Below are 24,235 nucleotides of genomic sequence, written 5' to 3'. Positions count from 1 at the left end.
AACCAAATTAAGGGTGTGTTTTACATAGAGGTATAAGGAGTACGTATATCCTATACTTGGCAAAGCGCCCCAACCTGTTCTGTAATTCCCCAAATTTATGCGAGATTGAAGAGGATATTTACTTATCATCAGGATTTTTAAACGCCCAGTATTCAAAAATCGCAATTGTGCGATTTGGTAAAATTTTTGCCTAATAGAATAAAAAGCGTGATGGATGCATCCAATTTTTAATTTTACACGTATACATCTATCATCAGAACTAATATGCTAACAAACGACTTCCAAAAGTTATTAATTTGTTTTTTCGCCCTGGCTATGACGGGCCTTGTTACTTACGGCTACTATTGCAACCGCAAATCAAAATCGTACGCCGGCACCGGCCGCGTTGCCGAAATTGAGGCATGGTACGTAAAATCTGTTATCAGCTGGATAGCAACTTTCGGCTTGTCGTTAGTAGCGATAGTGAATTACATTTAAATTTAATGCAGGCAGCCTACGTAAACTTTTCCCTTAAAGGCAAAGGCCTTATTGCCGGGCAATAATTTAAGCGCACTATCTGCGCTGGCTTTGTTATCATAAATGCCCGTTACCAAGGCAATAGTATTTCTTTTTGAATCCTGTTTGTAAATATTCAGATATTCGAGGCTTAGGGTTTTAGATGGGTCGCGCCTTGGATAATAATCTCCCGCAATTATATCGTCTGCATCGTCTTCGGGCACCATAATAAGGTCTTTCTTTTTATTATAGTAGCGATTCATGGTATCTATAATAATACCAGTAGTATCATGCAGTTTCAGCATGTTTTCCCTTAGGGCATAGTAGTTTTTACCTGTGTCGGCAACTACTATGTAGTAATCTGCATATTGGTCTAACTGGTCGATGTTTTCGGGCGTGTCTACTTCCGGTTTGTGGGTGGCCTTTGTAGAAACGTAGTTAGCCTGCTTTATGGTTAGCGAGTCAATATCGTGCGCTTGCGGCAGTGCAGGCTTGTTTTTGCAAGCAACAAAGGCAAGCATCGTACAGGCAATCAGGGGCAGGCGTTTCATGTTGAAAAGGTTTTATCAAATATATTGCAAACAATCAATAGCTGCAAGCTGCTACTAAGTGCCAACTGCTTCCACATGCGGCTTATAAGTATCGGTTTTTACCTTTGCTTTTAATTCGTGCAGGATGTTATACAGGCCAAAATTGGTGCGGTTTACATAGATGAAATGCTTTACGCCGCGCGCCTGCTTAAACTCGGGCATTTTGGATACCTTTTCGCCAAAGCCAAACAGTTCATCAAAAAACGCCTTTTCGCCAAAATCAAACTCATTGGTGATATAGGGTTTGGCAAATAAGCCTATCATTTGCTTAAACATGGTGTAATAAAACTCTATCTGCGCCGGGGTATCGTTGGGCAATATCATCTCCAGCTTGCGGAAGGCCTTGATGGTATCTTCCTTACTTTCGAATAAATTGGTAGAGGTAAGCGCGAAGAAAGGGTAATAAAAATCCTCCGGCATTACTTTGATACAGCCAAAATCTATCACGCCCAGTTTACCATCGGGCGTTATCATAAAGTTGCCGGGATGCGGGTCGGCATGTACGGCGCGCAATTCGTGCTGCTGAAAGTTGTAAAAATCCCAAAGCGCCTGGCCTATCTGATCGCGCAGCTCTTGTGAAGGGTTGGTGGCTAAAAACTCGCGCAGGTGTTTGCCTTGCAGCCAGTCCATGGTAATAATACGTTTGCTGGATAGCTCGGGGTAGTATTTGGGGAACACCACGTTATTTAAATTGGCGCATGCTTCCGAAAATTCTATCGAACGGCGCACTTCTAATTCATAATCGGTTTCTTCCAGCAGGCGTTCTTCCACCTCCATCATGTAAATGTTCAATTCCTTTTCGCTCATGCCCAGCATCCGGAAGGCGAAGGGTTTAATAAGCTTCAGATCCGACGAGATGGAATCGCCAACGCCCGGGTATTGAATTTTTATTGCCAGTTTTTTGCCCTTCAGTTCCGCCTGGTGTACCTGGCCGATAGATGCGGCATTGGTAGAGCGAATATTGAATTTATCGTAGATCTGCCCGGGCTCCTTGCCAAAATATTTTTTAAACGTTTGCACAATCAGCGGCCCGGATAAAGGTGGCGCGTTATACTGCGACTGCGTGAATTTATCTACATAGGCTTGAGGCAGTAGGTTTTTATCCATGCTTAGCATTTGCGCCACTTTTAGGGCGCTGCCTTTAAGCTCGCTAAGCGATTGGTAAATATCCGTAGCGTTATCCTCGTTCAATTCGGATTTATCCATCTCCGGGTTGAAGAGTTTTTTGGAGTAGTGCTTTATATAGTTGCCACCAATTTTAAAACCGGTTTTTACAAATTTGGCGCTGCGTTCCACCTTGCTGGTAGGTATACTGTTTTGTTCTTTAGCTGTATTGTCGCTCATAATTACTCATCAAAATAATGCAGCCAGTTTTTGCAGACTGCTATCGGCATAATCATTTATAACCAGGCTGGCTACCCTGGCAACCGTTTCGGCGGGGTGACTGGTTGTTATGCCTACAACCTTCATGCCTGCATTATTACCCGCCTGCAAGCCCGATGTAGAATCCTCAAACACGATGCATTTTGCGGGCGGCGTGTTCAACAATTCGGCGGCTTTAAAAAATATCTGAGGGCTCGGTTTTGGTTCATTCACCATATCCCCGGTTACAATGGCATCAAAATATTGGCGAATGGGGATGGTATCAAAAATGAAATCGACATCCGCCATGTCTGATGAGGTGGCAACCGCCATTTTAATCCCCGCACCCTTCAGTTCTACCAGGAAATTCTCCAAACCATTTATCGGCCGCAAAAAAGGTAGGAACTCCTGCTGGTAAAAGGCCTGCTTTTCGTGGGCTATGGTTTTGATCAGGCTTTCATCCGCATCAGCAAAATAGCGCCTTACGGTGTTGGCAATTGGCACACCGCTTATTTCACCTTTATAAGTCTCGCGACTAAGCTCGGGCATGTTGTATTTTTTAAATAGCAGTTGCCAGGCTTTGTAATGAAAAGGTGTATTATCGATAAGGGTGCCATCCATATCAAAAATAGCGGCGAAACCAGAGGAAGCCTCACTTAAGTCCTCTCCAAAGGAGAAGACTGTGCTTTTATTATTCGGGAAAGGATTTTTGTTCATCAAATGTTTTTAAGCCCCGCTCCTTTGGAGAGGGGTTGGGGGTGAGGCGCCTAAAACCCCATCTTCTCCTTCAACCCACCATTCTTAGCCAAAAACTTGCCGTATTCAAACAGGTTATCTATCGGCGAGCGCTGGAACAGGTCGAATGTTACATTTACACCTTTTTCTATCGCCTCATCGGTTTTCTCAAAACCGGCGGAATCATCGTTGATCCAAAAGTTAAGCACAAAGCCAAACTGTACCCAAAGGGCATCCTTATAGCGTTTGCTGAAAAACTTACGATCAGATAGTTCTGAAGTTTCGATGCCCTCGTTAAGGATGCCTTCTGCGAAGCTTTCGAATAGCTCTTTAGTAGGTTCCAATAACTTTGGCGTACCAAAACCACGCTGCTTTTTAATACTGTAAACAGCAAAGCTGCGGTTGCTTTTTAACAGTTCGAAAAAGCTGTAGAAGAACGACAGCGCCTTTTCGCGTGCCGAGTACTGCGGCCAAATTTCCTGCTTACGGATCTCGGCGAGGGTTTTGTGGGTCAGATCTGCCCAAACGCTTTGCTCAACAGCATCAAACGAGCCAAAGAATTTATAAAATTCTTCCTCAGCCATTTCGTTCTGTTTAGCAAACACATAAACCGATTTGGGCTGTGTGCCCTCGGTCAATACAAAATCTATATATGCTTTCTGAATACTTTCGGTAGTTGCCATAATGTTTGATTTACGAGTTAAAGTTACCATTTAATAAACACGGAATTATCATGCTTGTGTTATAATAAACGATTGGTAGCGAGGTGTATTTTAGATCGGCTTGATACTGGATAGCCCACCATCAACGCCCAATATTTGTCCGGTTATCCAACTGCTGTCGCCCGATAACAAAAATATTGCAGCAGCAGCCAGATCATCCGGTGTGCCGAATTTGCCCAGCGGGTGCCGCTTTGCAGATGCTTCGCGCTTTTCATCGCTGCTAAGCAGATTTTTGGCAAGAGGTGTATCTGTTAAAGACGGTGCAACCGCATTTACCCGGATGTGGTTAGGGGATAGTTCGGCAGCTAAAGAAATGGTTAACCCGTTTATAGCACCTTTGGCTGATGCAATGCTGGCGTGAAAGCCCATGCCCACGGTTGCTGCAACTGTACTAAAAAGCACAACAGAAGCTTCCCCGGCATTTTTCAGCGCCTTCAGGCTTTGTTGTATCACCGCGGCTGCACCTAAAACATTCAGGCGGTAGTCGTTCAAAAAATCATCTTTGCTTAGCCGGTTAAACGGCTTAAGGTTAATGCTCCCAACAGAATAAACCAGCCCGTGCAATTGCTCGGGTAGTAGTCCTGCCAACTGGCTTGCATCGTCCAGCACATCAAGGGGGATGTGGTTTACCCCATTGGGCCATTCTGCAGATACGCTGCGCGACGCATTGTAAACAGTAGCGCCTTTTGCAGAGAGTTGTTTTATTATTGCCAGCCCTATGCCCGAACTGCCGCCAACCACCAGGATGTTTTTATTGTTAAAATTCATAAGTATAAAGCTGCAACATATGTGCCGTGACTTTGTTCCATTATCATCATTAAACGGTACAAAAGTGCACAAAGGCAACAAGCAAAACCTACCTTTAAAAATTTGCCAAAGCTGTAAAAAACCTTTTAGCTGGCGTAAAAAATGGGCTAAATGTTGGGACGATGTCAAATATTGCAGCGACAGGTGCCGAACAAATAAATAATTCCCACTTTTGTAATCAATCTAAATAAGTTTAGATTAGGTGTTCATATGAGTGAGAAGACAATACTGGTTTGGTTTAGAAATGACTTGCGTATACACGATAATGAAATATTATCAGAAGCCGTACGCAGGGCTGATAAAGTATTGCCGGTATATATTTTTGATCCATATTACTTCAAAACCAACTCTTCGGGCGTATTAAAAACCGGGAGCTTCCGGGCCAGGTTTTTGCTGGAGTCTGTCGCCAATCTGCGCGCCAATCTGCAAAAGTGCGGCGCCGAACTTATCATCCGCACCGGCGACCCAGTCGAAGTGCTTACTCAACTGGCCGAAGAATACCACATCAGCGAGGTTTACCACCACCGCGAGGTAGCCCCCGAGGAAACAGATGTATCTGAAAAGGTAGAATCAGCCCTCTGGAAGATGAAGTTGAATCTTAGGCATTTTATCGGGCATACCATGTACCACAAAGAGGATCTGCCTTTCCCGATAAAAGATATCCCTGATAGTTTTGTCACCTTTAAAAAGAAGGTGGAGCGCGACAGCAATGTGCGCCAGTGCGTAACCTCGCCGGAGGAGATCAGTATACCGGAAATTGCCGACGCTGGCGAAATGCCAACACTGGCAGATCTGGGCGTTCCTGAACCTGTTGACGACCCCCGCGCGACAAACCAGTTTACCGGTGGCGAAACGCAAGCCTTAAACCGCCTGGAGCAGTATTTTACCGGCCAGCAAAATTGCGGACAAAAGGCGGGCAAAAATACAGGGGGCGTAGCTTCTTGCCTATCGCCCTGGCTGGCTTTTGGATGTCTATCGCCAAGGCAGGTTTACTGGGAGGTGGTAAAACACCGCAGCACGCTGCAAAACGCGGATGCTTTGATGCTGGAGTTGCTCTGGCGCGATTATTTCCGCTTTATGTTTAAAAAGCACGGGCAAAAATATTTTAGAGCCGAAGGTTTTACCGACCAGGCACCCGAAGCTGCCAGTAACCAGGATGAACTTTTTGAACAATGGAAAAACGGCGTAACGGGTGTGCCGTTTATAGATGCCGCCATGCACGAGCTTAACGCCACCGGCTACATCAGCAATTACAGCCGCCAAGTAGTGGCTACCTATTTAACCAAGGAATTACAGGTAGACTGGACCCGCGGCGCGCTTTACTTTGAAGAGAAACTGATAGATTACTCGCCGGCAAGCAACTGGGGCAACTGGGCGTTTGTTGCCGGTGTAGGTAATGATACCAAAAGCAACCGCTATTTTAACGCGGCCAAACCTGCCACTCAACTGGATAGCAAGAGCGATTTTATAAGCACCTGGTTACCCGTATCGGTGTAACAAAGCAATAAAAATTCAGTCCAATCGTATATATTTGTATATGAACTCCTTCGAACAATTTACCATTATCATCGGCCTGCTGGCCGTGCTGTTTGAGGGATTGGGCTATGTGCGCACTTACCTGCACAAGCTGATGCATTAGATCAGTGCATCGTCCACATTAATTTATAAAATATCAGCAACCGGTACCCGGTTAATAAGCCCACGAACATTATCGTTGTAATGATGGCGCCCGAAAAGGCATGGTAGCCGCCTGTCTGGTTAAATATAATAAATAGGAGCTTTCATAAAAAAAGAAATAGATAAATAAGGCCTGGTATGTCCCCGGAGGGTGCATCAATGATGTATTTGAAATAATCGCAGGGAAACAACGGCGAAAAACATGAGCAAGCCTGAATACGTCCACCCTTTCCATTTCGAAAAAGCCGTGTTATCATCCAAATATTGTTGCTGCCGGGGTAGAAAGATGAATTTCAACTTATTCCAATCCCATAAAAGCAAATACACATTTGAAATTAGCATTAAAGATGTTATGAGCAGAATGTTAGGAGAATCGAACGAAATGGTGATAACAAAAATATTGAGTATCATAGGGAAAAATGCTACTGCCCCTAACGTACTGAAAGCCTGTGACATGAGCAGAAAGCCTGCAATCAACTGTCCCCAGCCAATAAAATGCCAGTAAATGCCTGCCTGATACATCGCTTCAAAAAAGTGCGATAGCGAACCGACCGGCTCATTTATGCCCGGTTTAGGCATAAACCTTATGCCTTCAATTTTAAAAATGCTTGCATATACAAAAGCGGAGCCGAGCAGGTAGCGCAGGCCAATTGTAAAAAGTTGCAACAACAGGTTTTGTTTTAATCTCGAAACTGAATTTTCCATGTTTACAGGCAAGGCGCTTTGCATTTTTTTCTAATCCGGTTATCAACCCCGGAGAATTTATTAATGGTTAAATATAATAAATAAGCAACAGGGTATTCAAACCATGGGAGAGAGGAATTTATTGCAAAAAGAAAAATTTAACCGTTAAAGTGCACTTTACTTACAAAGTTATAACATATAATTTGGGGCATATTGTACTATTATGCTTAATTTTGTACCGTTTTACAAGAATGGTTTCTCATGGATCGCCTAAATTATATTGATAGCGGAAACGCTGCCTACATCGACTCTCTTTACGAATCATATAAACAAGACCCCGGATCGGTAGATTTTGGATGGCAAAAGTTTTTTGAAGGCTTTGATTTTGGTAAAGAATCGCAGCCTGCAAAAGCGGCGGCACCTACAGCGGCAGCGGGCGCTATGCCCGAAAACCTGCTGAAGGAGATCAACGTGATGAACATGATTGATGGCTACCGTACGCGCGGCCATTTGTTCACTAAAACAAACCCGGTGCGCGAGCGCCGCAAATATTTCCCCGGTAAAGAACTGGAAACTTTTGGCCTGAGCGAAGCAGACATGGATACCGTGTTTAACGCCGGTGTTGAAGTTGGCCTGGGCCCCGCCAAACTGCGCGATATCCGCCAGTTGTTAGAAGATACTTACTGCCGCGCCATTGGTGCCGAATACCGCTACATCCGCAACCCTATCAAGCTAAAATGGTTTGAAGACAGGATGGAGAGCAAACGCAATACGCCGAAGTTTAACGTTGAAGAAAAGAAAATGATGCTTTCGAAACTGAACGAAGCCGTTGTTTTTGAGAACTTCCTCGGTACAAAATTCCTTGGTCAAAAACGTTTCTCGCTGGAAGGTGCCGAAGCTTTGATCCCCGCGCTCGATTCGGTTATCAAACAAGGGTCGGAACTGGGCATACAGGAGTTCATCATTGGTATGGCTCACCGTGGCAGGTTAAACGTGCTGACCAATATTATGGAGAAAACCTATAAAGAGGTATTCTCTGAGTTTGAGGGCAAAAACTACGATTCTGAATCACCTTTTGGTGGCGACGTAAAGTACCACCTCGGCTTCTCTACAGATATTAAAACAAAAAGCGGTAAGAACGTTCACTTAAGCCTTTGCCCAAATCCATCGCACTTAGAGGCGGTAGACCCGGTTGTGGAAGGTATCACCCGCTCTAAAATAGATTTTAAATACAACGGCGACCATTCTAAAATTGCCCCGATACTGATCCATGGCGATGCTTCTGTAGCAGGCCAGGGTATTGTGTACGAGGTTTTACAGATGGAAAAACTGGATGGGTACCGCACAGGCGGCACTGTGCATTTGGTTATTAATAACCAGATAGGTTTTACTACCAACTATAAAGACGCCCGTTCCAGCACCTACTGTACCGATGTTGCCAAAACCGTGCTTTCGCCTGTTTTCCACGTAAATGGAGACGATGTGGAGGCATTGGTATATGTTATAAACCTGGCTATGGAGTACAGGCAGGTATTTAACGAGGATGTGTTTATCGATATCCTCTGCTATCGCCGCTACGGCCACAACGAGGCGGATGAACCAAAATTCACCCAACCGGTATTGTACAAAGCCATCGAGGCGCACCCGAACCCTTTGCAGATCTACAGCAAAAAATTGATTGCAGAAGGTTCTGTGGACGAAGCATTCGTGAAAACTTTGGAAAAAGATTTCCGTGCAGAATTGCAGGGCATGCTGGATGAATCGAAAGCGGAAGACCGCTTTACCGATACCATCGCCATGTTTGAAGGCGCCTGGAGCGGATTGCATTTGGCTAACCATAAAGAATTGATCTCGGCTATTGATACCGCTGTACCAAAAGAAGATATCATAGCGATAGGAAATAAATTAACAGTATTGCCAACCGATAAGCAGTTCTTCAAAAAAATTGAGAAACTGTTTGAAGACCGCAACGCCATGGTAAACAAAACCGGGGTGTTCGATTGGGCAATGGGCGAATTGCTTGCTTACGGAACTCTGCTGAAAGAAGGCTTTCCGGTACGATTGAGCGGAGAGGACGTTAAACGCGGAACTTTCTCGCATCGCCACGCAGTATTAACGCTGGCTGATAGCGAAGACGAATACACCCCGCTGGAAACCATCGACACCGAAGCACGACTAAGCATTTTCAACTCTTTACTATCAGAATACGGCGTATTGGGTTTTGAATATGGTTACGCCATGGCAAACCCTAATGCATTAACCATTTGGGAAGCGCAGTTTGGCGATTTCTTTAACGGCGCGCAAATTATCGTTGACCAGTACATTGCCAGTGCGGAAACAAAATGGCAGCGTGGTAATGGTTTGGTAATGCTATTGCCGCATGGTTACGAAGGCCAGGGCCCCGAGCACTCCTCTGCACGTGTAGAGCGCTTTTTGGAGCTTTGCGCCGATGATAACATCCAGGTGGCTAACTGCACTACGCCGGCAAACTTCTTCCATATATTAAGGAGGCAGATGCACCGCGATTTCCGCAAACCGCTGATCATTTTTACGCCTAAAAGTTTATTAAGAAGCCCTAAATGTGTATCGCCGATTGCCGATTTTACCAGTGGTAAATTCCAGGAACTGATAGACGATACCTACGCTGATGTTAAAAAGGTAAAACGCGTGCTGCTTTGTACCGGTAAGGTTTATTATGACTTGCTGGAGAAACAACAAGTAGACAAACGCAAGGATGTTGCCGTAGTACGTGTTGAGCAATTATACCCAACACCAATACAGCAGATCATCAAAATAAAAGCCAAATACGAAAAAGCAACCGAATTTATATGGGTGCAGGAAGAGCCGGAGAACATGGGCGCATGGCCATATATCTGCCGTAAATTCCATGGCGATAAGCACTTTAACATGAAAGTGATCTCCCGCTTAGAAGGCAGCAGCACGGCTACCGGTTTTGCCAAACAGCACGCCGCGCAGCAGGCACATATTGTTACCAAGGCGTTTGATACCCCGGCCGGTAAAGTGGTGAAAGCCACTATCAAAAAAACGACAGAAAAAATGGCTAACGCCGGAGCGGATTGATGGGATAGTTAAATGTTGAAACGTTGTAAGGTTTAAAAGTTGTTTTAGTAACCTTACAACATTTCAACTTTCAAACCTTTCAACTGTTCCTCCTTTCAACAAAAAAGAAACTACAAAACTTAAAATATGAGTTTAGAAATAAAAGTTCCGCCGGTAGGCGAATCCATAACCGAAGTAACATTATCTGCCTGGAAGAAAAAAGACGGCGACCATGTGGAAATGGACGAAGTAATAGCCGAGCTGGAATCAGACAAGGCAACTTTTGAACTTACCGCAGAAAAAGCCGGGACTTTAACCACTAAAGCTGCAGAAGGCGATACCCTTGCCATTGGTGCGTTGGTTGCTGTTATTGAAGAAGGCGCCGGCGCTGTCGCACCGGTTGCCGAGGCTGCACCTGCTGCCCCAGTTTCCGCTAAAGAGGAGGCTCCTGCTGCCGCAAGCGCACCAGCCCCGGCTGCTGTAACGTCTTCATTAGAAATAAAAGTACCGACCGTAGGCGAGTCTATTACAGAAGTAACCCTTTCGCGCTGGATCAAAAAAGACGGCGATGCCGTTGAAATGGACGAGGCCATTGCCGAACTGGAATCAGACAAAGCAACTTTTGAGTTGACTGCCGAAAAAGCAGGCACACTAAAAACCATAGCTAAAGAAGGCGACACCCTTGCCATTGGCGCAATTGTTTGTACTATTGAAGGTGGCGGTGGCGTATCAGGCGGCGGTTCACCTGCTGCCGTAACCCCGGCAGTTGCCGATGCGGTTAACGAGTCACCGCAAACCGCCCCATCAAAAGGAACAACTTATGCATCGGGCGTTCCTTCGCCTGCTGCTGCAAAAATATTAGCCGAAAAAGGCGTTGATACCGCATCAGTAAACGGTACCGGCGTAGATGGCCGTATCACCAAAGGTGATGCACTATCGGCACAAAAACCTGCCGCTGCAGCACCTGCCCCTGCCGCAAAACCTGCCGCTGCTACTCCATCGGCACCTGCTGGTCCGCGTTCAGATCGCCGCGAAAAAATGTCTTCCCTGCGCAAAACTGTGGCAAGGCGTTTGGTTGCTGTGAAGAATGAGACCGCGATGTTAACCACTTTCAACGAAGTGGATATGTCGCCAATTATGGAACTGCGTAGCAAATACAAAGATAAATTTAAAGAGAAACATGGCGTTGGCTTAGGCTTTATGTCGTTCTTCACCAAAGCCGTTACCGAGGCCCTGAAAGAATGGCCGGCTGTTGGCGCACGTATTGAAGGCGAAGAAGTGGTTTACAGCAACTTTGCTGATATCTCTATCGCGGTATCTGCACCAAAGGGTTTGGTGGTTCCGGTCATCCGCAACGCGGAGAGCATGAGCCTTGCCGAAATTGAGAAAGCCATTGTAGTCTTAGCAGGCAAAGCCCGCGAAAGCAAGCTTACTATCGACGAAATGACAGGTGGTACTTTCACCATCACCAATGGTGGTGTGTTTGGTTCCATGATGTCTACGCCGATCATCAATTCACCGCAATCTGCCATATTAGGTATGCACAACATCATAGAGCGCCCTGTTGCCGTAAACGGCCAGGTGGTTATTCGCCCGATGATGTACCTGGCGCTATCTTACGATCACCGCATCATTGATGGCCGCGAGTCGGTAAGTTTCCTGGTAAGGGTAAAACAATTATTGGAAGACCCAACGAGGTTGTTATTGGGAGTTTAATCGCTTTAAATAAAGTACTGAAAAGCCTGGTGGAAGCCGGGCTTTTTTTTGTGGCTTATCTTGATGAGTAATCAGCGGGATTTTTATGTGCATGAATTATTGCAAGAATAATTATTTGCTTTTTTTCCTTATCAACTAAGTAATGAATATGAAAAGGGAATTGCTTTAGCATTAATGTTCTTACCGTTTTATATTTAACCTGAAAACCCAGTGGGGTACGCTCGATATGAATTTTGGCTTCACGAATACGATGTAAAAATTGTTTGCCAAGCTTAGGTGATATCTCTTTGTAGTAGTCGACTGCATTTTTAATATCCGCACGAACGTCTGGCCTATTTATAAGGGCGTAGCTCACAAACTTTTTTCAATATCATCAAGCATATCGTCAAAACTCTCTACAGAGTTAGGATTGGCGTAATAATCGTTTAGCCGCTCGTCAATTATTTGAGTTTGCCAGGAACTTAACTCTACTACATTCAATGCTTCTTCCTTTTGAAGTTCAGTGTATTTTTCTTTCAACGATTGCCATTCTTCAATAGGAATAAACACGCCGGTAGTATTCCCTTTTGTATCATGAATAAACTGAAGATTCATAGGATTTGATTTAATTGCCCTTTAGTCAAATTTACTGATAATAATTTATCATACAAATTCCCTAATCATAGTAAAATCTTAAATATGTTAAAACCGGGGTTGCTTCCGGGAATTCGAGTATCTTGGCTTCAACGCTTCCACTTTAAAACCAGTTGCTATCGAATCTTTATTTAAATAAATAACTAAGTTTTTTGTATAAACCGGATCAATATCGCTTCCAAAATCTGTAACGATCTCATAATACATAGCAGTGGTATCGTCATAATTAGCTGGTTCTCCAAGCGAATCAATAAGCTGTTTACGGGTTAATCCTTTTATTTGATGATGCTGTAGTAGGTCGTCAAGCATCGGCTCGCGTTGGTAGAAATCCCAGTCGATTTTTTCACCCCACGCAGTTTTATTAAACTTTCTTTTTGAGGTTGACTCCACGCATGATGTAAGCAGGAAAACCAACCATATCAAAACAATTTTTCTCATTTATCCATTCAAACGATCCCCCCTTCAGGAGGTTAGGGGCCCCTACACCAACTTCCTCATCGCCATAATATACCCGATATGCAACCCTTCATGAAATGGTAAAAAGGCAATGGCTTCATCAATATTACTGATAGAAGCCCCGTAACGTGTAGTCCAAGTTGGGTAGTTGGTGAAGATCTGATTTGCATAATCCTCTTCTAATTTATCCAGGCTCGTGATGAGCATCGATTTGATCTCATCTAATTGCGCCTGCGTTATTTGTCCCTCCGGTTTGCTATCGGGTTTGTATAGCTGGTAAAAACTTTCATCAATCTCCAGTCCTGCCCGTTTATAAAAAATGCCATATTGGGCAGCCAGCATGTGCCCCAGGTTCCATGCTATGTTATTGTTAAAACCGGCAGGTATGGTATTTAATTGTTCCATCGTGAACTTATCCAATATGCTCAGGATCATTAAACGTGGCTGTTTAATAAACTCTATCTGTTTGTCTATCATGGCTCAAATATTCAATTTTTATATGGATTGTGATGCCGTTTCTTAAAATAATCATAACCATTAAGCGCCACGGCCTTAACGCATTTATTTTACCTTTGCAGCATAATCTGTTCAATGGCTACTACTGCAAGCAATCCTGTTCAATCCAACAAACCCATCTGGTATTTTATCGCCTGCTGGACGGTTTTGAACCTGCTGCAAGCCGCGGTATTGGAAATGCACGGCGACGAGGCCTACTACTGGCTCTACGCCCAAAAGCCCGACTGGGGCTACTTTTACCACCCGCCCATGATGGCGGTGTTCATTAAAATTGGCTATACGCTTTTCCATAATGAATTTGGCGCGAGGCTGGTGGCCGTGCTCAGCAATAGCCTGGCCCTTTACCTGCTCTGGCTTATCGTCAAAAAATACGCGGTAACGGCAAAGTGGTTTATTTTACTCGTCTCCTGTGTACTGGTTTTCCATGTGTATGGCTTTACTACCACGCCCGATGCGCCGTTGTTCTTCTTCGCGGTGGTATTTTATTATTTCTACCAGAAGTATGCGGAAGAGGATAGCTGGCTAACCGCCTTTATTATTGGCGTGGCGGTTGCCTGCCTGCTGTACAGTAAGTACCACGGTATATTGCTCGTTGGTTTTACGGTATTATCTAACTTAAAACTGTTTAGGCGCCCCTCATTTCACCTGGCTATCATAACCGGGCTTATTTGTTTTACGCCGCATATTTTATGGCAGGCGCACCGCGATTTCCCGGCGGTGAATTACCAGTTGTTCGAGCGCTCGTCTGATAAGATCTACAATATTTCCCTAACTACAGAATACCTTGGGGGCCAGCTTTTACTCGGCGGGATACTCCTTAGCTGGTACCTGTTTTACAAAGCGTTCCGTACTAAAATCACCGATGTGTTCAGCAGGGCGCTGGTGTTTAACGCCATTGGTACCTTCGGTTTCTTTTGTATAAATACGTTTTTTGCCAATGTGCAGCCGCACTACACACTTATCGGGTTTATACCCCTAATATCACTGGTGCTTATCAACCTGCAACGGAATAACAACCATCCCAAATGGCTCTTCAATGTGGCTATCGCCAATATTGCGCTCATTCTGGTGCTGCGGATCTCGCTGGTGCTGGGGCTGCCATTCATTAAAAAAGTAATGGCCCTGCAAACCTATTTCGGTTTCCGCGATTGGGCAGCAAAGGTGCATGCTAAGGCGGGCGACGCCTGGATGGTGATGGACGATGGTTTTCAAAACCCATCTAAATACGATTTTTATAACCATACCCTAAAAGGCTTCGCTTACGATTCGCGGTATTACGGACGCACCATGTTTGATATCTGGCCGATGGAGGATAGCCTGCAGCATAAGAAGATCTACCTGCTGTTAAGTACGCCGTTGGAAGGTTACCGGAGCGATACCATCAAAACAGAAGGCGGCGATTGGTACGGCGCATGGGTAGAGGATGCCCGCACCTACCAAAAAATAGCCATTGATTCCAAAACGACAACGATTACAACAAAGCCCGGTCAAAAAATACAATTTGACCTCAAGATAACCAATCCTTACACATACGATGTTAATTTTACCAACGTTGGCTATAAGCACCCCGTATTTTTAGAAAGCTGCTTTTTTACCGGGCCTACGGATATTGCAGAAGTGCAGCAATCCGGTGCCGATTTTAACAACATCAGCCTGCAACCCGGCGAAAGCAAGCCTTATAACACAGTGGTGACGGCGCCGAAGGAGAAGGGCACTTATTACTTGATGTTCTCTATCCGTACCGAGCCGTTTAGAGGGAGCAAGAACAGCCGCCTGATAAAATTTACAGTTGAATAATTACTTGATACGATGCACAAAAAGATATACTTACTGATAGCTGCTGTTTTTATTACCCGCGCTGCTGCCGCACAAACGGTTGACGTACATTTTAATGGCTCGGTGTTTTTTGATAACCGGGAATATAAAGAATCCCTGATCCGCTCGCGTACTTACTCGGGTACGCGCCTCGCTTTAGATTTTGGCTTGAACTTAGATAGCGCCAACCGCTTTATAGTCGGCGTGAATGGCCTGCACGAATTTGGTGCAAAACCCTACTTTTTAAAAGTGGCGCCGGTGGCCTACTTTAACCACACCAGCGAACGCTGGCTGTTTAATGCGGGTGAATTTCCCCGTGAAGGTTTGCTGACGGATTACCCCCGTGCTATGCTGAATGATACCCTGCGTTATTTTCGCCCCAATGTAGAGGGCTTACTGGCTAAATACCATACCGGTAACTTTAACGAAACGGTTTGGATAGATTGGGTGAGCCGCCAAACCGATACCGACCGCGAGCAGTTCCTATTCGGCTTTTCGGGCAAATACCAGCCCTTTACCAAAGGACCGTTCTACCTCTCGCATTATTTCTTTTTAATGCATGATGCAGGGCCTGCGATCCCTATCCCCGACGACCATATCCGCGATAATGGAGCCATACAGGTAAAGCTCGGTGCTAACCTCAGCCATAAAACCTTCCTTGATTCATTGAGTATCGAGGCAGGGGGCATGATGTCCTTCGAGCGGGAGCGCAACGTATCGGGCTTTAAAAAACCGACGGGCTTTGTGGCCAATGTTTTTTTAAGCTACAAGCGCTTTGCCCTGTATGATGAATTTTACAAAGGCGACGGGCATAATGTATCTTTTGGAGATGCGTATTATCAATATAACACCTATAACCGCTTGGATATCATCTACACACCGTTTTTATACAAAGGAATAACCGGGCAATTTATTGCGAGTTTCCACCAAACGCCGTTTAGCAGCGGCAGTAACCAGGAGGCATTCCGCTTAACATACGATCTGGGCCGCAAGCGCGTGGCGAAGTTTAAGGATTAGCGTTTTTAACAAATTATACTAATTTTGCCGCGTCAAAGCCTTGAAGGGTGTGCCCCCCACGCCAGGCAATATTTTTTATCGCATACATTTATTGTATCTATCCTTTACTTATGAAGAATAAACTGCTACAGCTTTTGCTGCTTTTTACATTTTTAGCGCCCTGTAAACTACTGGCACAAGACAACCAATTCTCCGGCTGGGCCGCCCTGTTCCACACGCAAAGGTTTTCTAAGCACTGGGGCGCATCGTTCGACGGGCAATTCCGCTCGGCAGACCGCGTTGATTATTTGCGCAATGTGCTGCTCCGTCCATCGGTAAATTATTATTTCGCTAATAATAAAATTGGTGCTTTGGGATACGCCTATATCGCTACCAATGGCCGTTCGGCAAATGGTGCTTCCACGTTCCGCCCCGAGAGCCGCATCTGGGAGCAATTCATCATCAACCAAAAATTGGGCAGAAACGTATCGTTGCAGCACCGCTTCCGGTTAGAACAGCGCTTTTTAGGTAATACATCATCAACTGCCAACGATAGTTACTTTTCGCAGCGCCTGCGTTATTTTGCACGGTCGGTTATCCCCTTTAAAAGCGATTCGGTATTTACCAAAGGGCCTTTCTTTGCTTTGCAGGATGAAATATTTGTGAATGTGCAGAACAAGGATAAGGTGAACAAACACTTCTTCGACCAAAACCGTGCTTACGCTGCCTTCGGTTTCCGTTTCAGCAAAAAGTTTGATGCGGAGATAGGGTATATGAACCAGTATACTAAGCAGGCTACGGCTTACACCGTTAACCATATTATACAAACGGCGTTTTATACGAGGTTTTAGGTAGCGTTTAATCGTTCCAAACATCGTGCAAATGTCCGCCCGGCGAGTTAACTCACCCCTGCCTACCGGCAGGCAGGCCCAGCCCCTCTCTGCTTCGTAAAGAGGGGAATTTTATATTTTTTTCTTACACCCTCTTTGCGGAGCAGAGAGGGTCGAACAGCGTAGCGCATTCGGGGTGAGTCAAATATGCGAGTGATTAGGAGCAGCTTTAAAATAATCCCACCAAATTAACCGTTACGTTTTTACACCGAAATTGCTACCTTGGCGTATGCCCCAGTTAAACAACAACCAACATGTACGCCAGCTGGCCAACCTGGAATTGCTTGCCCGGCAGGTTGTTGAAGGTTTTATAACGGGCTTGCACCAAAGCCCTTTCCATGGTTTTTCGGTGGAGTTTGCCGAGCACAGGCTGTATAATAACGGCGAATCGGTAAAAAATATCGACTGGAAGCTCCTCGCCCGTACCGATAAGCTTTTTGTAAAGCAATTTGAGGAAGAAACCAACCTGCGTTGTTACCTCCTGCTGGATACCTCCTCATCCATGAATTTCCCGGCGGAGGGCATCAATAAATTGCAGTTCTCGGTTTATGCCATCGCCTCGCTGATGTACCTGTTTAAAAAACAGCGGGATGCTTTTGGGCTGTGCCTGTTCTCGGATAAAATGGACTGGATGAGTCCGGCGCGTTCCACCTCGGCGCACTTGTTTTACCTGTATGCAGCTTTAGAGCGCATCTATAATAACCCTAAACAAAATGCCACCAATATTTCTACGGTGTTACACCATTTGGCGGGCGAGATCCATCAACGCTCCATGGTGATCATTTTTAGCGATATGCTGGAGAACAGCCTCAACCCACAGAAAACACAGGAACTTTTTGCCGCCATACAACACCTTAAATACAAAAAGCACGAGGTGGTGATCTTCAACGTAACCAGCAAGCAGAAAGAGCTGGATTTTAATTTTGATAACCGCCCGCACCATTTTGTAGATATCGAGACGGGCGAGGAAGTGCGGGTACATCCCAATAAAATTCGCGACAGTTATATCGCATCACTTAAAGAATACCGCCACCAGCTGGAACTGAAGTGCGCCCAATATCACATTGATATTGTAGATGCCGATATTGAGCAGGGTTACAACAGCATCCTGAACGAGTATATGATCAAGCGTAACCGGATGATATAAATCCAACCTTGTTAAACCTTTTCCTAAAATATAAATCAATGTTTCAACTGCTTTGTTAATATTTGCTTTAAGCAAATAGCTTAGCCCGATTATTGATGATTAATTTTGGAGTGGCTAAGGTTTTGTAAAATTGACAAATCAATTTAGCACTAATAGTGTTAAATAATAAATATTTTTTTGATGAGACTTTCCATAGAAAGAAAACCAGTAAGAGTAAATCCCGACCCTAAGCGTGTAATTGCAAGATTCTTTTTTAACGGGAACGATCGTGCTAAGGAAGTTTTACAAAGGGTAATGGGCATCAGCGAAGAGGTAGCATTCGGCATCGTTTCGCCGCTACTGCAGGAATATTCTAAGCGCCACCGTAACATCACCCGGGTTTTAAACCGCCATTGCAGCAAGCTAAAGCCGCTTTTTGAAGAATTGGGTATCGATTTTGACACCCTCACGGTTTACCGCAAACTCCTGATAGGTTCTTATTTCACGCATGAATATTCTATTGAATCTGCCGCTTTCTTTAACCCCTCTATTGTAGAGGACCCCGACCAAACCGAACTGGAAGACGGGCAGCGCCGCGTTATCATCAGTTTCAGGGCAGTGGGTGAAGGGCATATTTCTTCTATTACCTTCCGCAGGGCGCTTATTGATAAGGCGAATAACATTACCGTTTTGCCTGCCGGGAGTTATATTGATGAGGCGGAGATCGTACGAAATGCTGTATACAATAAGAAACTATTTTTTGATAAGGCTGCCATTACGCAGATCAATATTGATGTATTGCACGAGTTGGAAAGCAAGCTCGACCATCATTTTGAATACTCTAACCTGCGCCGCATCATCCTCGATTCGCAAAAGCTTCAGGCGAGCGATATGAAGCGCCTGGAATACGATAAGGTACTTTGGCTGGCCGATTCGTACTACGAAATTGTTTTTTCGCTGGATACGGATATCTCCGACAGGGTAATCTTCCCTATCTCCGAATATGAGCGCAAAGGTATTGAGGACGCGCGCTTTGTGGAGTTCCACAACGAGGATGGCAGTTCGGTTTATTATGCCACCTACACCGCTTACGATGGCGCGCTGATTATGCCAAAGCTGCTGCAAACCACCGATTTTTATAACTTCAAGATCATGCCGCTTTATGGTGCCGGTGCCCAGAATAAGAATTTGGCCCTGTTCCCCCGTAAGGTAAACGGCAAATACATGATGATCAGTCGTATCGACGGCTGCAATAACTATATCATGTACTCGGATAAGATCAACATCTGGGAGAAGCCGGTATTGCTGCAGCAGCCAAAATTCAGCTGGGAATTTGTGCAGATAGGCAACTGTGGTTCGCCAATAGAAACCAAGGACGGCTGGATAGTAATTACCCACGGTGTTGGCCCCATGCGCCGCTACGTGCTGGGCGCAAGCTTGCTGAAACTGGACGACCCTGCCGTAGAGATAGGCCGCCTGAAAGAGCCCTTATTGATCCCCAACAGTGATGAGCGCGAAGGTTATGTACCAAACGTGCTGTATTCCTGCGGTGCGTTAATCCATAATAACAAACTTATTATTCCTTACGGCGTATCAGATTCATCAACCGCATTTGCCGAGGTGGATCTGGATGAATTGCTTAATAAGTTGAAAACTGACGGGGTGGAGTGATGTTTTTAACCGCAGAGAACACAGAGATTTGCAAGGCTCTGTGTAACTCTGCGAATCTCTCTGTGTTCTCTGCGGTTAAATCACCAACAATGTTAATTCGATCGGTTTACCACCCAGGGGTATCACATAAGCCCCTCTGTCCATCAACAATTTTTGTTTCGATTTATAAGCTTTTCCGGATTGCTGCACCCTGAGATATGCCTTCGGTGTAAACTCATCGGCGGCATCTAAAGTAACGGTAACTTTGCCATTAACCGGGTTATAAGTAACCGTTTTAAAGATACCTGCATCCAAAGTAAGCCAAAGCCCCGCTGGCGCAATAAACACCCGCGACTTGGATGCGGTTGTAATATCCACTTTAATTAATCCCTTATCCTTCTTTAAATTCCCGCCAAAAGCCAGCCAGCCGAAGTTTTTATCATGAGTGATATAGGTAGCCGAGTTTACCGCGTAGCCAAAAAAGTTTGGCCCGTAATCGCCGGAGAGTCCATCGATCTTTAGAGTAGATGGATAGGAATGGAACGCCGCCGGGCCAAAACCGTCCCGCGTGATGTTAGATACCGAACCCATTAAGCCGCCGTAACCTACGCGCAGCAGATAAAGGTCGCTGGGATGGCTACGGTATTCTGTTAAAACGGGTATGGCGTTGAGGCCCGAGCCGTAATGGTGCAGCTGCCGTTCGATGCGGGAGAGTTTGCCGCCGTATAAAAAATCCCAGTAGCGGCGTGCCGAGCCATTGTAGCCCCAATGCGGTACGGTTGGCATATAGCCCAATATGGCGTTAATGGTTACTTCCGCTTTATCGGTGTACCCAAAGTAAGCCGACCAGTTGTAAACTTCTTCCTGCCCGGTACTATCCCAGGGCATCTCGCTGCCGAAGGGGTATTGCAGGGTACGCCAGTGATCGGCGCGTTTGCGCATTTCGGTTTCCAGCGAGATGGCTTTATCGCCCCAGCCTTCGGCTTTCAGGTCCATCAGTAATAAATAAAAGATCGTCCCCTCCATTTGTCCGAACTGTGCGTAGTATGGGGCCTGCTTTACCATCGCCATGGCGGTTTCGTGAGAGTTATTGAGGTAGAATTGCCAGTTTTGCTGTGTAACCAACCCATTATGATTACGTGCCAACCGGTACATTACCCAATGCGCCGCCGTAACATGCGGGTAGTTGTACGAACGGCCCACATCGTTAGCATCCTTGTGGCTCCAGGCGGCCCAGGTTTTCCAGTTGAGGCTGTCGCTGTAAGCGCCCTTGGGAATACTATCAGGCTGGTAATAAAATACGCTTTTCTTTACGCCGTATTTCTGTGGCCCTTCGCTGTGCTGAATATTACCGAACAGCGTATGGTTCACAAATTCCTGTAGTTTGGCTATCTCTGCCTTATCGGGCTGTACCAGTTGCTTCATCATGGCACCCAGCCAGCTGCCCGCGCCGCCTTCATCGCTTAATCCGGCTATCCAAACACGACTATCCTGGGTAACCTGTTGCTTTTTCTCGTAATCATAAGTAATTACCGATGGGTTGCGGTGAAAAGTATCGGGTTTATCAAACCATTGCTCATTGGTGAGGAACCGGCCAAAATCCTTCACCAGGTCGCTTTCTGCTTTGATCACCTTGTAGCTGATAGTTTGGCAAAGCCCGTCGGTATAGGTAATAGTTAAGCGGGCGCGGCCCCATATGTGCCCTTTTACATGGTAGGCCTGCAGGATTTTATTTTCGGCGCTTGCTGGCGTAACGCTTAAAGCACCCGCCGGCTCAACCAATATCGATTTCACTTTTTTGCCATAGTTCAAAAACAGGCTGCCATCGGCTCCCTGCGGCAATACATACCCCGGCACGCCTACCGCAACCGGGCGGCGCTGTTCTGCCAGCTTTTGTTCGATGCCTTTGATGGACGGAGATAGCGCAAATTGAACGCCGTACTCAACCGTTTGGCCGGGCTTTACCAATACCGAGGTTGGCTTATTCCAGGGTTCGACTTTTTTCCAGTCGGTTTCGGCGTAGGCTTTACTGTGTACCATCCACTCGTAAAAACCTTCAAAATCTATCCCTTTTGGGGTTGGGTCGGTTAATAAGGGGTTGTACGCCTCAAAAGGTGAATGCCCGTAGGGCGTTACCAACAAAACAGGCCCTTTGCCACTTAAACGGGTAACTTGCAGGTAGCCCGCGTCCTTACCAATGTAGGGGTCGTAAAATACATTGCGGGCGTGTGCCTGTTCTAGTTCCTCGCCCTGTAAAATATTGTTGAAGATCATCGGCATGCCTAAAGCGCCAATTTCCACAGTACGGCTACCGGTATTTTTAAGTTTAAACAGCAACACCAGGTTACCGTTTACTACCTGCCAGTATCGCTGCACCTTCAAGGGGATATTGGCGGGCAGGGTAGGCGAAAGATCAGATGCGGCGAGTACGCCGGCTTGCTTTGTTTCCAAGGGAATCACATCGACCCGGTTGGTGGCGGTGGCATATTTCGTCCAGCCGGTATCGCCCTCGGTTTTTAGCCGCAGGTTAATATCACCCAAATGGTACATTTCATTGCTGCTGCGCTGGGCAAGGCGAGCCGCGGGTGTATAATCAAAATCCTTTTCGGTATTGGGTTGCAGCGCGGCAATGGTTTGCGATGCTTTCACCAGTTTTAGGCGGAATGCGGGCGTTTTAAAGGTTAAAAACCCTTTGTCCAGATTAAGCGTTGATGGCCTTTTCTCCAGGTTTTTCCAGGGGTCCTGTGCACGAACCGAAGTAGTGGAAACTAACGCCGATGCGAAAAGCATCGCGAAAAAAATATTGCGGAAAGAGCGGTTGAATGTTTGCATATTACACACGAAAGCTAAATTGATAGGTAAATGTACTTGATTATCGACCATTAATTAGTTGGAATTTGCCCGATTATGGCGATAAATTATCCTATTAAAGCCTGATATATGGAATAATTGAGATAATTCTTTTGGTCGATTTAAAGATATAATATCCGGAACACGACGACGATAGTAAGTATCGCGGTACCATGCAAATAACCGCCTAAACGTTTATACTTTTTGCCAGCCAAGCCTCGCAATAAAGGAAGCGCAATATTGGAGGTAAGCAGAGCAATTGTAAAACCTTCGTGCGGTTGTCGTGCAAATAAAGGCCTCGACAATATCCAAAAGACAAATAATGCAACAATTATAAAGGCCCAGTCGATTATAACCGCCGCGTGCTTATCGGTAAAAACCAATATCTTATCCGGCGTGCTCCTACTTTCCATAGCTCTTAATCTTCTTAATTACACCCTTTTCAAAAAAGCCGATGGCTATTTCCCGATCATCGGTTTTGGCAGTTGCTGCAACGAATTTTACAAGGCCCAGTAATTTTAGCTCGGAACGGGTGCTATTGCCAGAAATATTGATATCTGCATACATGGTGCGCAACCTGATGGTATCGGCATCTTTCAGTCGCTCATAATCCAATATCCGGGCTATCGTGTCTTTTTTGCTGAGTGTGCTGCTGTAGTAAAATATGTTGGCTTTGCTGTCGAAATCTATCCAGGCGCTATCGGGTCGAGGTGTTTTGTTACTTAGCTTATTTTGGCTGCGCACGCTATTCTCAAAATCGCGCACGTATTCCAGCTGCAGCGAGTTTATCCTGGATACCAGGTCGCGCTTAGAAAAATTGAAAGTGTAAGTTTTATTGATACCCGTAATTTTGGTGTACTTGCCGCGCACCATGCTGGTTGCCACAAACGACAAGGCCGATACCACCATAAAAAAATTTAAAAGCACCGGTTTTAAATGGTAAGCAGAGGATGTCTTGAATACAAAGAACGACAAAGGCATCACCAGCAACGCAAGGTAGTCGCTATAATCTACCACACGCCAAAGTGGGATACCCAGCGTTGTGATGCTATCGATAAAAGGCTGCACCAAGGGTGATTTCCACATAATAAATAATAGCAGCGTAGCAAGGTAGATAGATACGGCCCTGCGTGGTAAAAGTGCGCTTAAAAAGAAGGGAAAAGCAAACAACCCCGAAAAATCCGACAGCTTGCCCGTGAGCTGGTTATGATACGCTTGCTTAAGATACCAATCGTTTATCAGCAGCGTCGCGACAGCGCCGATAAAGTATGGGTTCCCTAATTTTTGTTTGTCGGTCATTGGTTAAATCAGATGCAATTTATTAAAAATCAGCATATAATAAAGCAATAATGCAGTGTATATATTTCTGAACAACCGTACGGTGTTTAGCTATAAAACTAACCCGCGATAAATGCATTTTGGATTTTTACTACAGAATTATTAAGAAACGTTAAA

Annotated in this window: 22 protein-coding genes; 10 read left to right on the top strand and 12 right to left on the bottom strand. The window is 45.4% G+C overall.

Going from position 1 to position 24,235, the window contains the following annotated elements:
* The first annotated feature begins 264 nt into the window (after positions 1 to 264).
* Positions 265 to 477 carry a hypothetical protein gene (locus tag IDJ77_RS24115; protein WP_191191548.1) on the top strand — a complete coding sequence of 71 codons (213 nt, stop codon included), beginning with the start codon at positions 265 to 267 and terminating at the stop codon, positions 475 to 477.
* 2 nt (positions 478 to 479) lie between these two features.
* Here the strand turns inward: IDJ77_RS24115 and IDJ77_RS24110 are convergent, their stop codons facing one another.
* From IDJ77_RS24110 to IDJ77_RS24090, 5 genes are all read right to left on the bottom strand, one after another.
* The gene (locus tag IDJ77_RS24110) at positions 480 to 1,046 is read right to left on the bottom strand and encodes a hypothetical protein (protein ID WP_191191547.1); all 567 of its coding nucleotides are present in this window, start codon (positions 1,044 to 1,046) and stop codon (positions 480 to 482) included.
* Between the two features lie 54 nt (positions 1,047 to 1,100).
* Entirely contained in the window at positions 1,101 to 2,429 is a 1,329-nt protein-coding gene (locus IDJ77_RS24105; protein WP_191191546.1) for an ABC1 kinase family protein, read from the bottom strand.
* 9 nt (positions 2,430 to 2,438) lie between these two features.
* Positions 2,439 to 3,164 carry an HAD family hydrolase gene (locus IDJ77_RS24100; RefSeq protein ID WP_191191545.1) on the bottom strand — a complete coding sequence of 242 codons (726 nt, stop codon included), beginning with the start codon at positions 3,162 to 3,164 and terminating at the stop codon, positions 2,439 to 2,441.
* Between the two features lie 50 nt (positions 3,165 to 3,214).
* Positions 3,215 to 3,865 (bottom strand): TetR family transcriptional regulator C-terminal domain-containing protein, encoded by a 651-nt coding sequence (locus tag IDJ77_RS24095; RefSeq protein WP_191191544.1) that lies wholly within the window; start codon positions 3,863 to 3,865, stop codon positions 3,215 to 3,217.
* Positions 3,866 to 3,955: 90 nt separating this feature from the next.
* On the bottom strand, positions 3,956 to 4,672 hold the full coding sequence (locus IDJ77_RS24090; protein ID WP_191191543.1) for an SDR family NAD(P)-dependent oxidoreductase: 717 nt from the start codon (positions 4,670 to 4,672) through the stop codon (positions 3,956 to 3,958).
* On the opposite strand from IDJ77_RS24090, the gene IDJ77_RS24085 reads away from it, so the two are divergent.
* Both IDJ77_RS24085 and IDJ77_RS24080 read left to right on the top strand, forming a co-directional pair.
* Positions 4,623 to 4,874 (top strand): DUF2256 domain-containing protein, encoded by a 252-nt coding sequence (locus tag IDJ77_RS24085; protein ID WP_317174371.1) that lies wholly within the window; start codon positions 4,623 to 4,625, stop codon positions 4,872 to 4,874. The two genes, IDJ77_RS24090 and IDJ77_RS24085, sit on opposite strands and share 50 nt — an antisense overlap.
* A gap of 47 nt (positions 4,875 to 4,921) precedes the next feature.
* Entirely contained in the window at positions 4,922 to 6,208 is a 1,287-nt protein-coding gene (locus IDJ77_RS24080; protein ID WP_191191542.1) for a DASH family cryptochrome, read from the top strand.
* A 336-nt stretch (positions 6,209 to 6,544) separates the two neighbouring features.
* Here IDJ77_RS24080 and IDJ77_RS24075 read toward each other — a convergent pair whose 3' ends face one another.
* Positions 6,545 to 7,093 (bottom strand): hypothetical protein, encoded by a 549-nt coding sequence (locus tag IDJ77_RS24075; protein WP_191191541.1) that lies wholly within the window; start codon positions 7,091 to 7,093, stop codon positions 6,545 to 6,547.
* Between the two features lie 240 nt (positions 7,094 to 7,333).
* On the opposite strand from IDJ77_RS24075, the gene IDJ77_RS24070 reads away from it, so the two are divergent.
* Positions 7,334 to 10,153: a 2-oxoglutarate dehydrogenase E1 component gene (locus IDJ77_RS24070; RefSeq protein ID WP_191191540.1), complete on the top strand. Its 2,820-nt coding sequence runs from the start codon at positions 7,334 to 7,336 to the stop codon at positions 10,151 to 10,153.
* Between the two features lie 126 nt (positions 10,154 to 10,279).
* Entirely contained in the window at positions 10,280 to 11,848 is a 1,569-nt protein-coding gene (gene odhB / locus IDJ77_RS24065; RefSeq protein ID WP_191191539.1) for a 2-oxoglutarate dehydrogenase complex dihydrolipoyllysine-residue succinyltransferase, read from the top strand.
* Between the two features lie 55 nt (positions 11,849 to 11,903).
* On the opposite strand, the gene IDJ77_RS24060 is transcribed toward odhB, so the two are convergent.
* From IDJ77_RS24060 to IDJ77_RS24045, 4 genes are all read right to left on the bottom strand, one after another.
* Entirely contained in the window at positions 11,904 to 12,203 is a 300-nt protein-coding gene (locus tag IDJ77_RS24060; protein WP_317174370.1) for a type II toxin-antitoxin system RelE/ParE family toxin, read from the bottom strand.
* Positions 12,200 to 12,442 carry a hypothetical protein gene (locus IDJ77_RS24055; protein WP_191191538.1) on the bottom strand — a complete coding sequence of 81 codons (243 nt, stop codon included), beginning with the start codon at positions 12,440 to 12,442 and terminating at the stop codon, positions 12,200 to 12,202. Before IDJ77_RS24055 ends, IDJ77_RS24060 begins: the two co-directional genes overlap by 4 nt.
* A gap of 87 nt (positions 12,443 to 12,529) precedes the next feature.
* Positions 12,530 to 12,919, bottom strand: a complete 390-nt coding sequence (locus tag IDJ77_RS24050; RefSeq protein ID WP_191191537.1) for a hypothetical protein — start codon at positions 12,917 to 12,919, stop codon at positions 12,530 to 12,532.
* Between the two features lie 42 nt (positions 12,920 to 12,961).
* Positions 12,962 to 13,414 (bottom strand): DinB family protein, encoded by a 453-nt coding sequence (locus tag IDJ77_RS24045; protein ID WP_224751216.1) that lies wholly within the window; start codon positions 13,412 to 13,414, stop codon positions 12,962 to 12,964.
* Between the two features lie 114 nt (positions 13,415 to 13,528).
* On the opposite strand from IDJ77_RS24045, the gene IDJ77_RS24040 reads away from it, so the two are divergent.
* The 5 genes from IDJ77_RS24040 (at position 13,529) to IDJ77_RS24020 (ending at position 19,951) form a co-directional block, all read left to right on the top strand.
* Positions 13,529 to 15,250, top strand: coding sequence for an ArnT family glycosyltransferase (locus tag IDJ77_RS24040; protein WP_191191536.1), 1,722 nt, complete (start codon positions 13,529 to 13,531; stop codon positions 15,248 to 15,250).
* A 12-nt stretch (positions 15,251 to 15,262) separates the two neighbouring features.
* Complete coding sequence (locus tag IDJ77_RS24035) at positions 15,263 to 16,285, top strand: hypothetical protein (protein WP_191191535.1); 1,023 nt, start codon at positions 15,263 to 15,265, stop codon at positions 16,283 to 16,285.
* A 110-nt stretch (positions 16,286 to 16,395) separates the two neighbouring features.
* Positions 16,396 to 17,115: a DUF2490 domain-containing protein gene (locus IDJ77_RS24030; protein WP_191191534.1), complete on the top strand. Its 720-nt coding sequence runs from the start codon at positions 16,396 to 16,398 to the stop codon at positions 17,113 to 17,115.
* A 268-nt stretch (positions 17,116 to 17,383) separates the two neighbouring features.
* Positions 17,384 to 18,301 carry a DUF58 domain-containing protein gene (locus IDJ77_RS24025; RefSeq protein ID WP_191191533.1) on the top strand — a complete coding sequence of 306 codons (918 nt, stop codon included), beginning with the start codon at positions 17,384 to 17,386 and terminating at the stop codon, positions 18,299 to 18,301.
* A gap of 180 nt (positions 18,302 to 18,481) precedes the next feature.
* The gene (locus IDJ77_RS24020) at positions 18,482 to 19,951 is read left to right on the top strand and encodes a glycoside hydrolase family 130 protein (protein ID WP_191191532.1); all 1,470 of its coding nucleotides are present in this window, start codon (positions 18,482 to 18,484) and stop codon (positions 19,949 to 19,951) included.
* A gap of 75 nt (positions 19,952 to 20,026) precedes the next feature.
* Here IDJ77_RS24020 and IDJ77_RS24015 read toward each other — a convergent pair whose 3' ends face one another.
* The gene (locus tag IDJ77_RS24015; protein ID WP_191191531.1) at positions 20,027 to 22,762 is read right to left on the bottom strand and encodes a DUF5695 domain-containing protein; all 2,736 of its coding nucleotides are present in this window, start codon (positions 22,760 to 22,762) and stop codon (positions 20,027 to 20,029) included.
* 420 nt (positions 22,763 to 23,182) lie between these two features.
* On the bottom strand, positions 23,183 to 24,079 hold the full coding sequence (locus IDJ77_RS24010; RefSeq protein WP_191191530.1) for a hypothetical protein: 897 nt from the start codon (positions 24,077 to 24,079) through the stop codon (positions 23,183 to 23,185).
* Between the last annotated feature and the right edge of the window lie 156 nt (positions 24,080 to 24,235).

It is taken from the genome of Mucilaginibacter pankratovii (assembly GCF_014773265.1).
GTDB lineage: Bacteria > Bacteroidota > Bacteroidia > Sphingobacteriales > Sphingobacteriaceae > Mucilaginibacter > Mucilaginibacter pankratovii.
This window is presented reverse-complemented; position numbering and strand designations above follow the sequence as displayed.

Excerpts from the sequence above, each read along its gene's own strand:
- IDJ77_RS24115 (WP_191191548.1), top strand. The coding sequence starts at position 265 with ATGCTAACAAACGACTTCCAAAAGTTATTAATTTGTTTTTTCGCCCTG.
- IDJ77_RS24110 (WP_191191547.1), bottom strand. The coding sequence starts at position 1,046 with ATGAAACGCCTGCCCCTGATTGCCTGTACGATGCTTGCCTTTGTTGCT.
- IDJ77_RS24105 (WP_191191546.1), bottom strand. The coding sequence starts at position 2,429 with ATGAGCGACAATACAGCTAAAGAACAAAACAGTATACCTACCAGCAAG.
- IDJ77_RS24100 (WP_191191545.1), bottom strand. The coding sequence starts at position 3,164 with ATGAACAAAAATCCTTTCCCGAATAATAAAAGCACAGTCTTCTCCTTT.
- IDJ77_RS24095 (WP_191191544.1), bottom strand. The coding sequence starts at position 3,865 with ATGGCAACTACCGAAAGTATTCAGAAAGCATATATAGATTTTGTATTG.
- IDJ77_RS24085 (WP_317174371.1), top strand. The coding sequence starts at position 4,623 with ATGCCCGAACTGCCGCCAACCACCAGGATGTTTTTATTGTTAAAATTC.
- IDJ77_RS24090 (WP_191191543.1), bottom strand. The coding sequence starts at position 4,672 with ATGAATTTTAACAATAAAAACATCCTGGTGGTTGGCGGCAGTTCGGGC.
- IDJ77_RS24080 (WP_191191542.1), top strand. The coding sequence starts at position 4,922 with ATGAGTGAGAAGACAATACTGGTTTGGTTTAGAAATGACTTGCGTATA.
- IDJ77_RS24075 (WP_191191541.1), bottom strand. The coding sequence starts at position 7,093 with ATGGAAAATTCAGTTTCGAGATTAAAACAAAACCTGTTGTTGCAACTT.
- IDJ77_RS24070 (WP_191191540.1), top strand. The coding sequence starts at position 7,334 with ATGGATCGCCTAAATTATATTGATAGCGGAAACGCTGCCTACATCGAC.
- odhB (WP_191191539.1), top strand. The coding sequence starts at position 10,280 with ATGAGTTTAGAAATAAAAGTTCCGCCGGTAGGCGAATCCATAACCGAA.
- IDJ77_RS24055 (WP_191191538.1), bottom strand. The coding sequence starts at position 12,442 with ATGAATCTTCAGTTTATTCATGATACAAAAGGGAATACTACCGGCGTG.
- IDJ77_RS24050 (WP_191191537.1), bottom strand. The coding sequence starts at position 12,919 with ATGAGAAAAATTGTTTTGATATGGTTGGTTTTCCTGCTTACATCATGC.
- IDJ77_RS24045 (WP_224751216.1), bottom strand. The coding sequence starts at position 13,414 with ATGATAGACAAACAGATAGAGTTTATTAAACAGCCACGTTTAATGATC.
- IDJ77_RS24040 (WP_191191536.1), top strand. The coding sequence starts at position 13,529 with ATGGCTACTACTGCAAGCAATCCTGTTCAATCCAACAAACCCATCTGG.
- IDJ77_RS24035 (WP_191191535.1), top strand. The coding sequence starts at position 15,263 with ATGCACAAAAAGATATACTTACTGATAGCTGCTGTTTTTATTACCCGC.
- IDJ77_RS24030 (WP_191191534.1), top strand. The coding sequence starts at position 16,396 with ATGAAGAATAAACTGCTACAGCTTTTGCTGCTTTTTACATTTTTAGCG.
- IDJ77_RS24025 (WP_191191533.1), top strand. The coding sequence starts at position 17,384 with ATGCCCCAGTTAAACAACAACCAACATGTACGCCAGCTGGCCAACCTG.
- IDJ77_RS24020 (WP_191191532.1), top strand. The coding sequence starts at position 18,482 with ATGAGACTTTCCATAGAAAGAAAACCAGTAAGAGTAAATCCCGACCCT.
- IDJ77_RS24015 (WP_191191531.1), bottom strand. The coding sequence starts at position 22,762 with ATGCAAACATTCAACCGCTCTTTCCGCAATATTTTTTTCGCGATGCTT.
- IDJ77_RS24010 (WP_191191530.1), bottom strand. The coding sequence starts at position 24,079 with ATGACCGACAAACAAAAATTAGGGAACCCATACTTTATCGGCGCTGTC.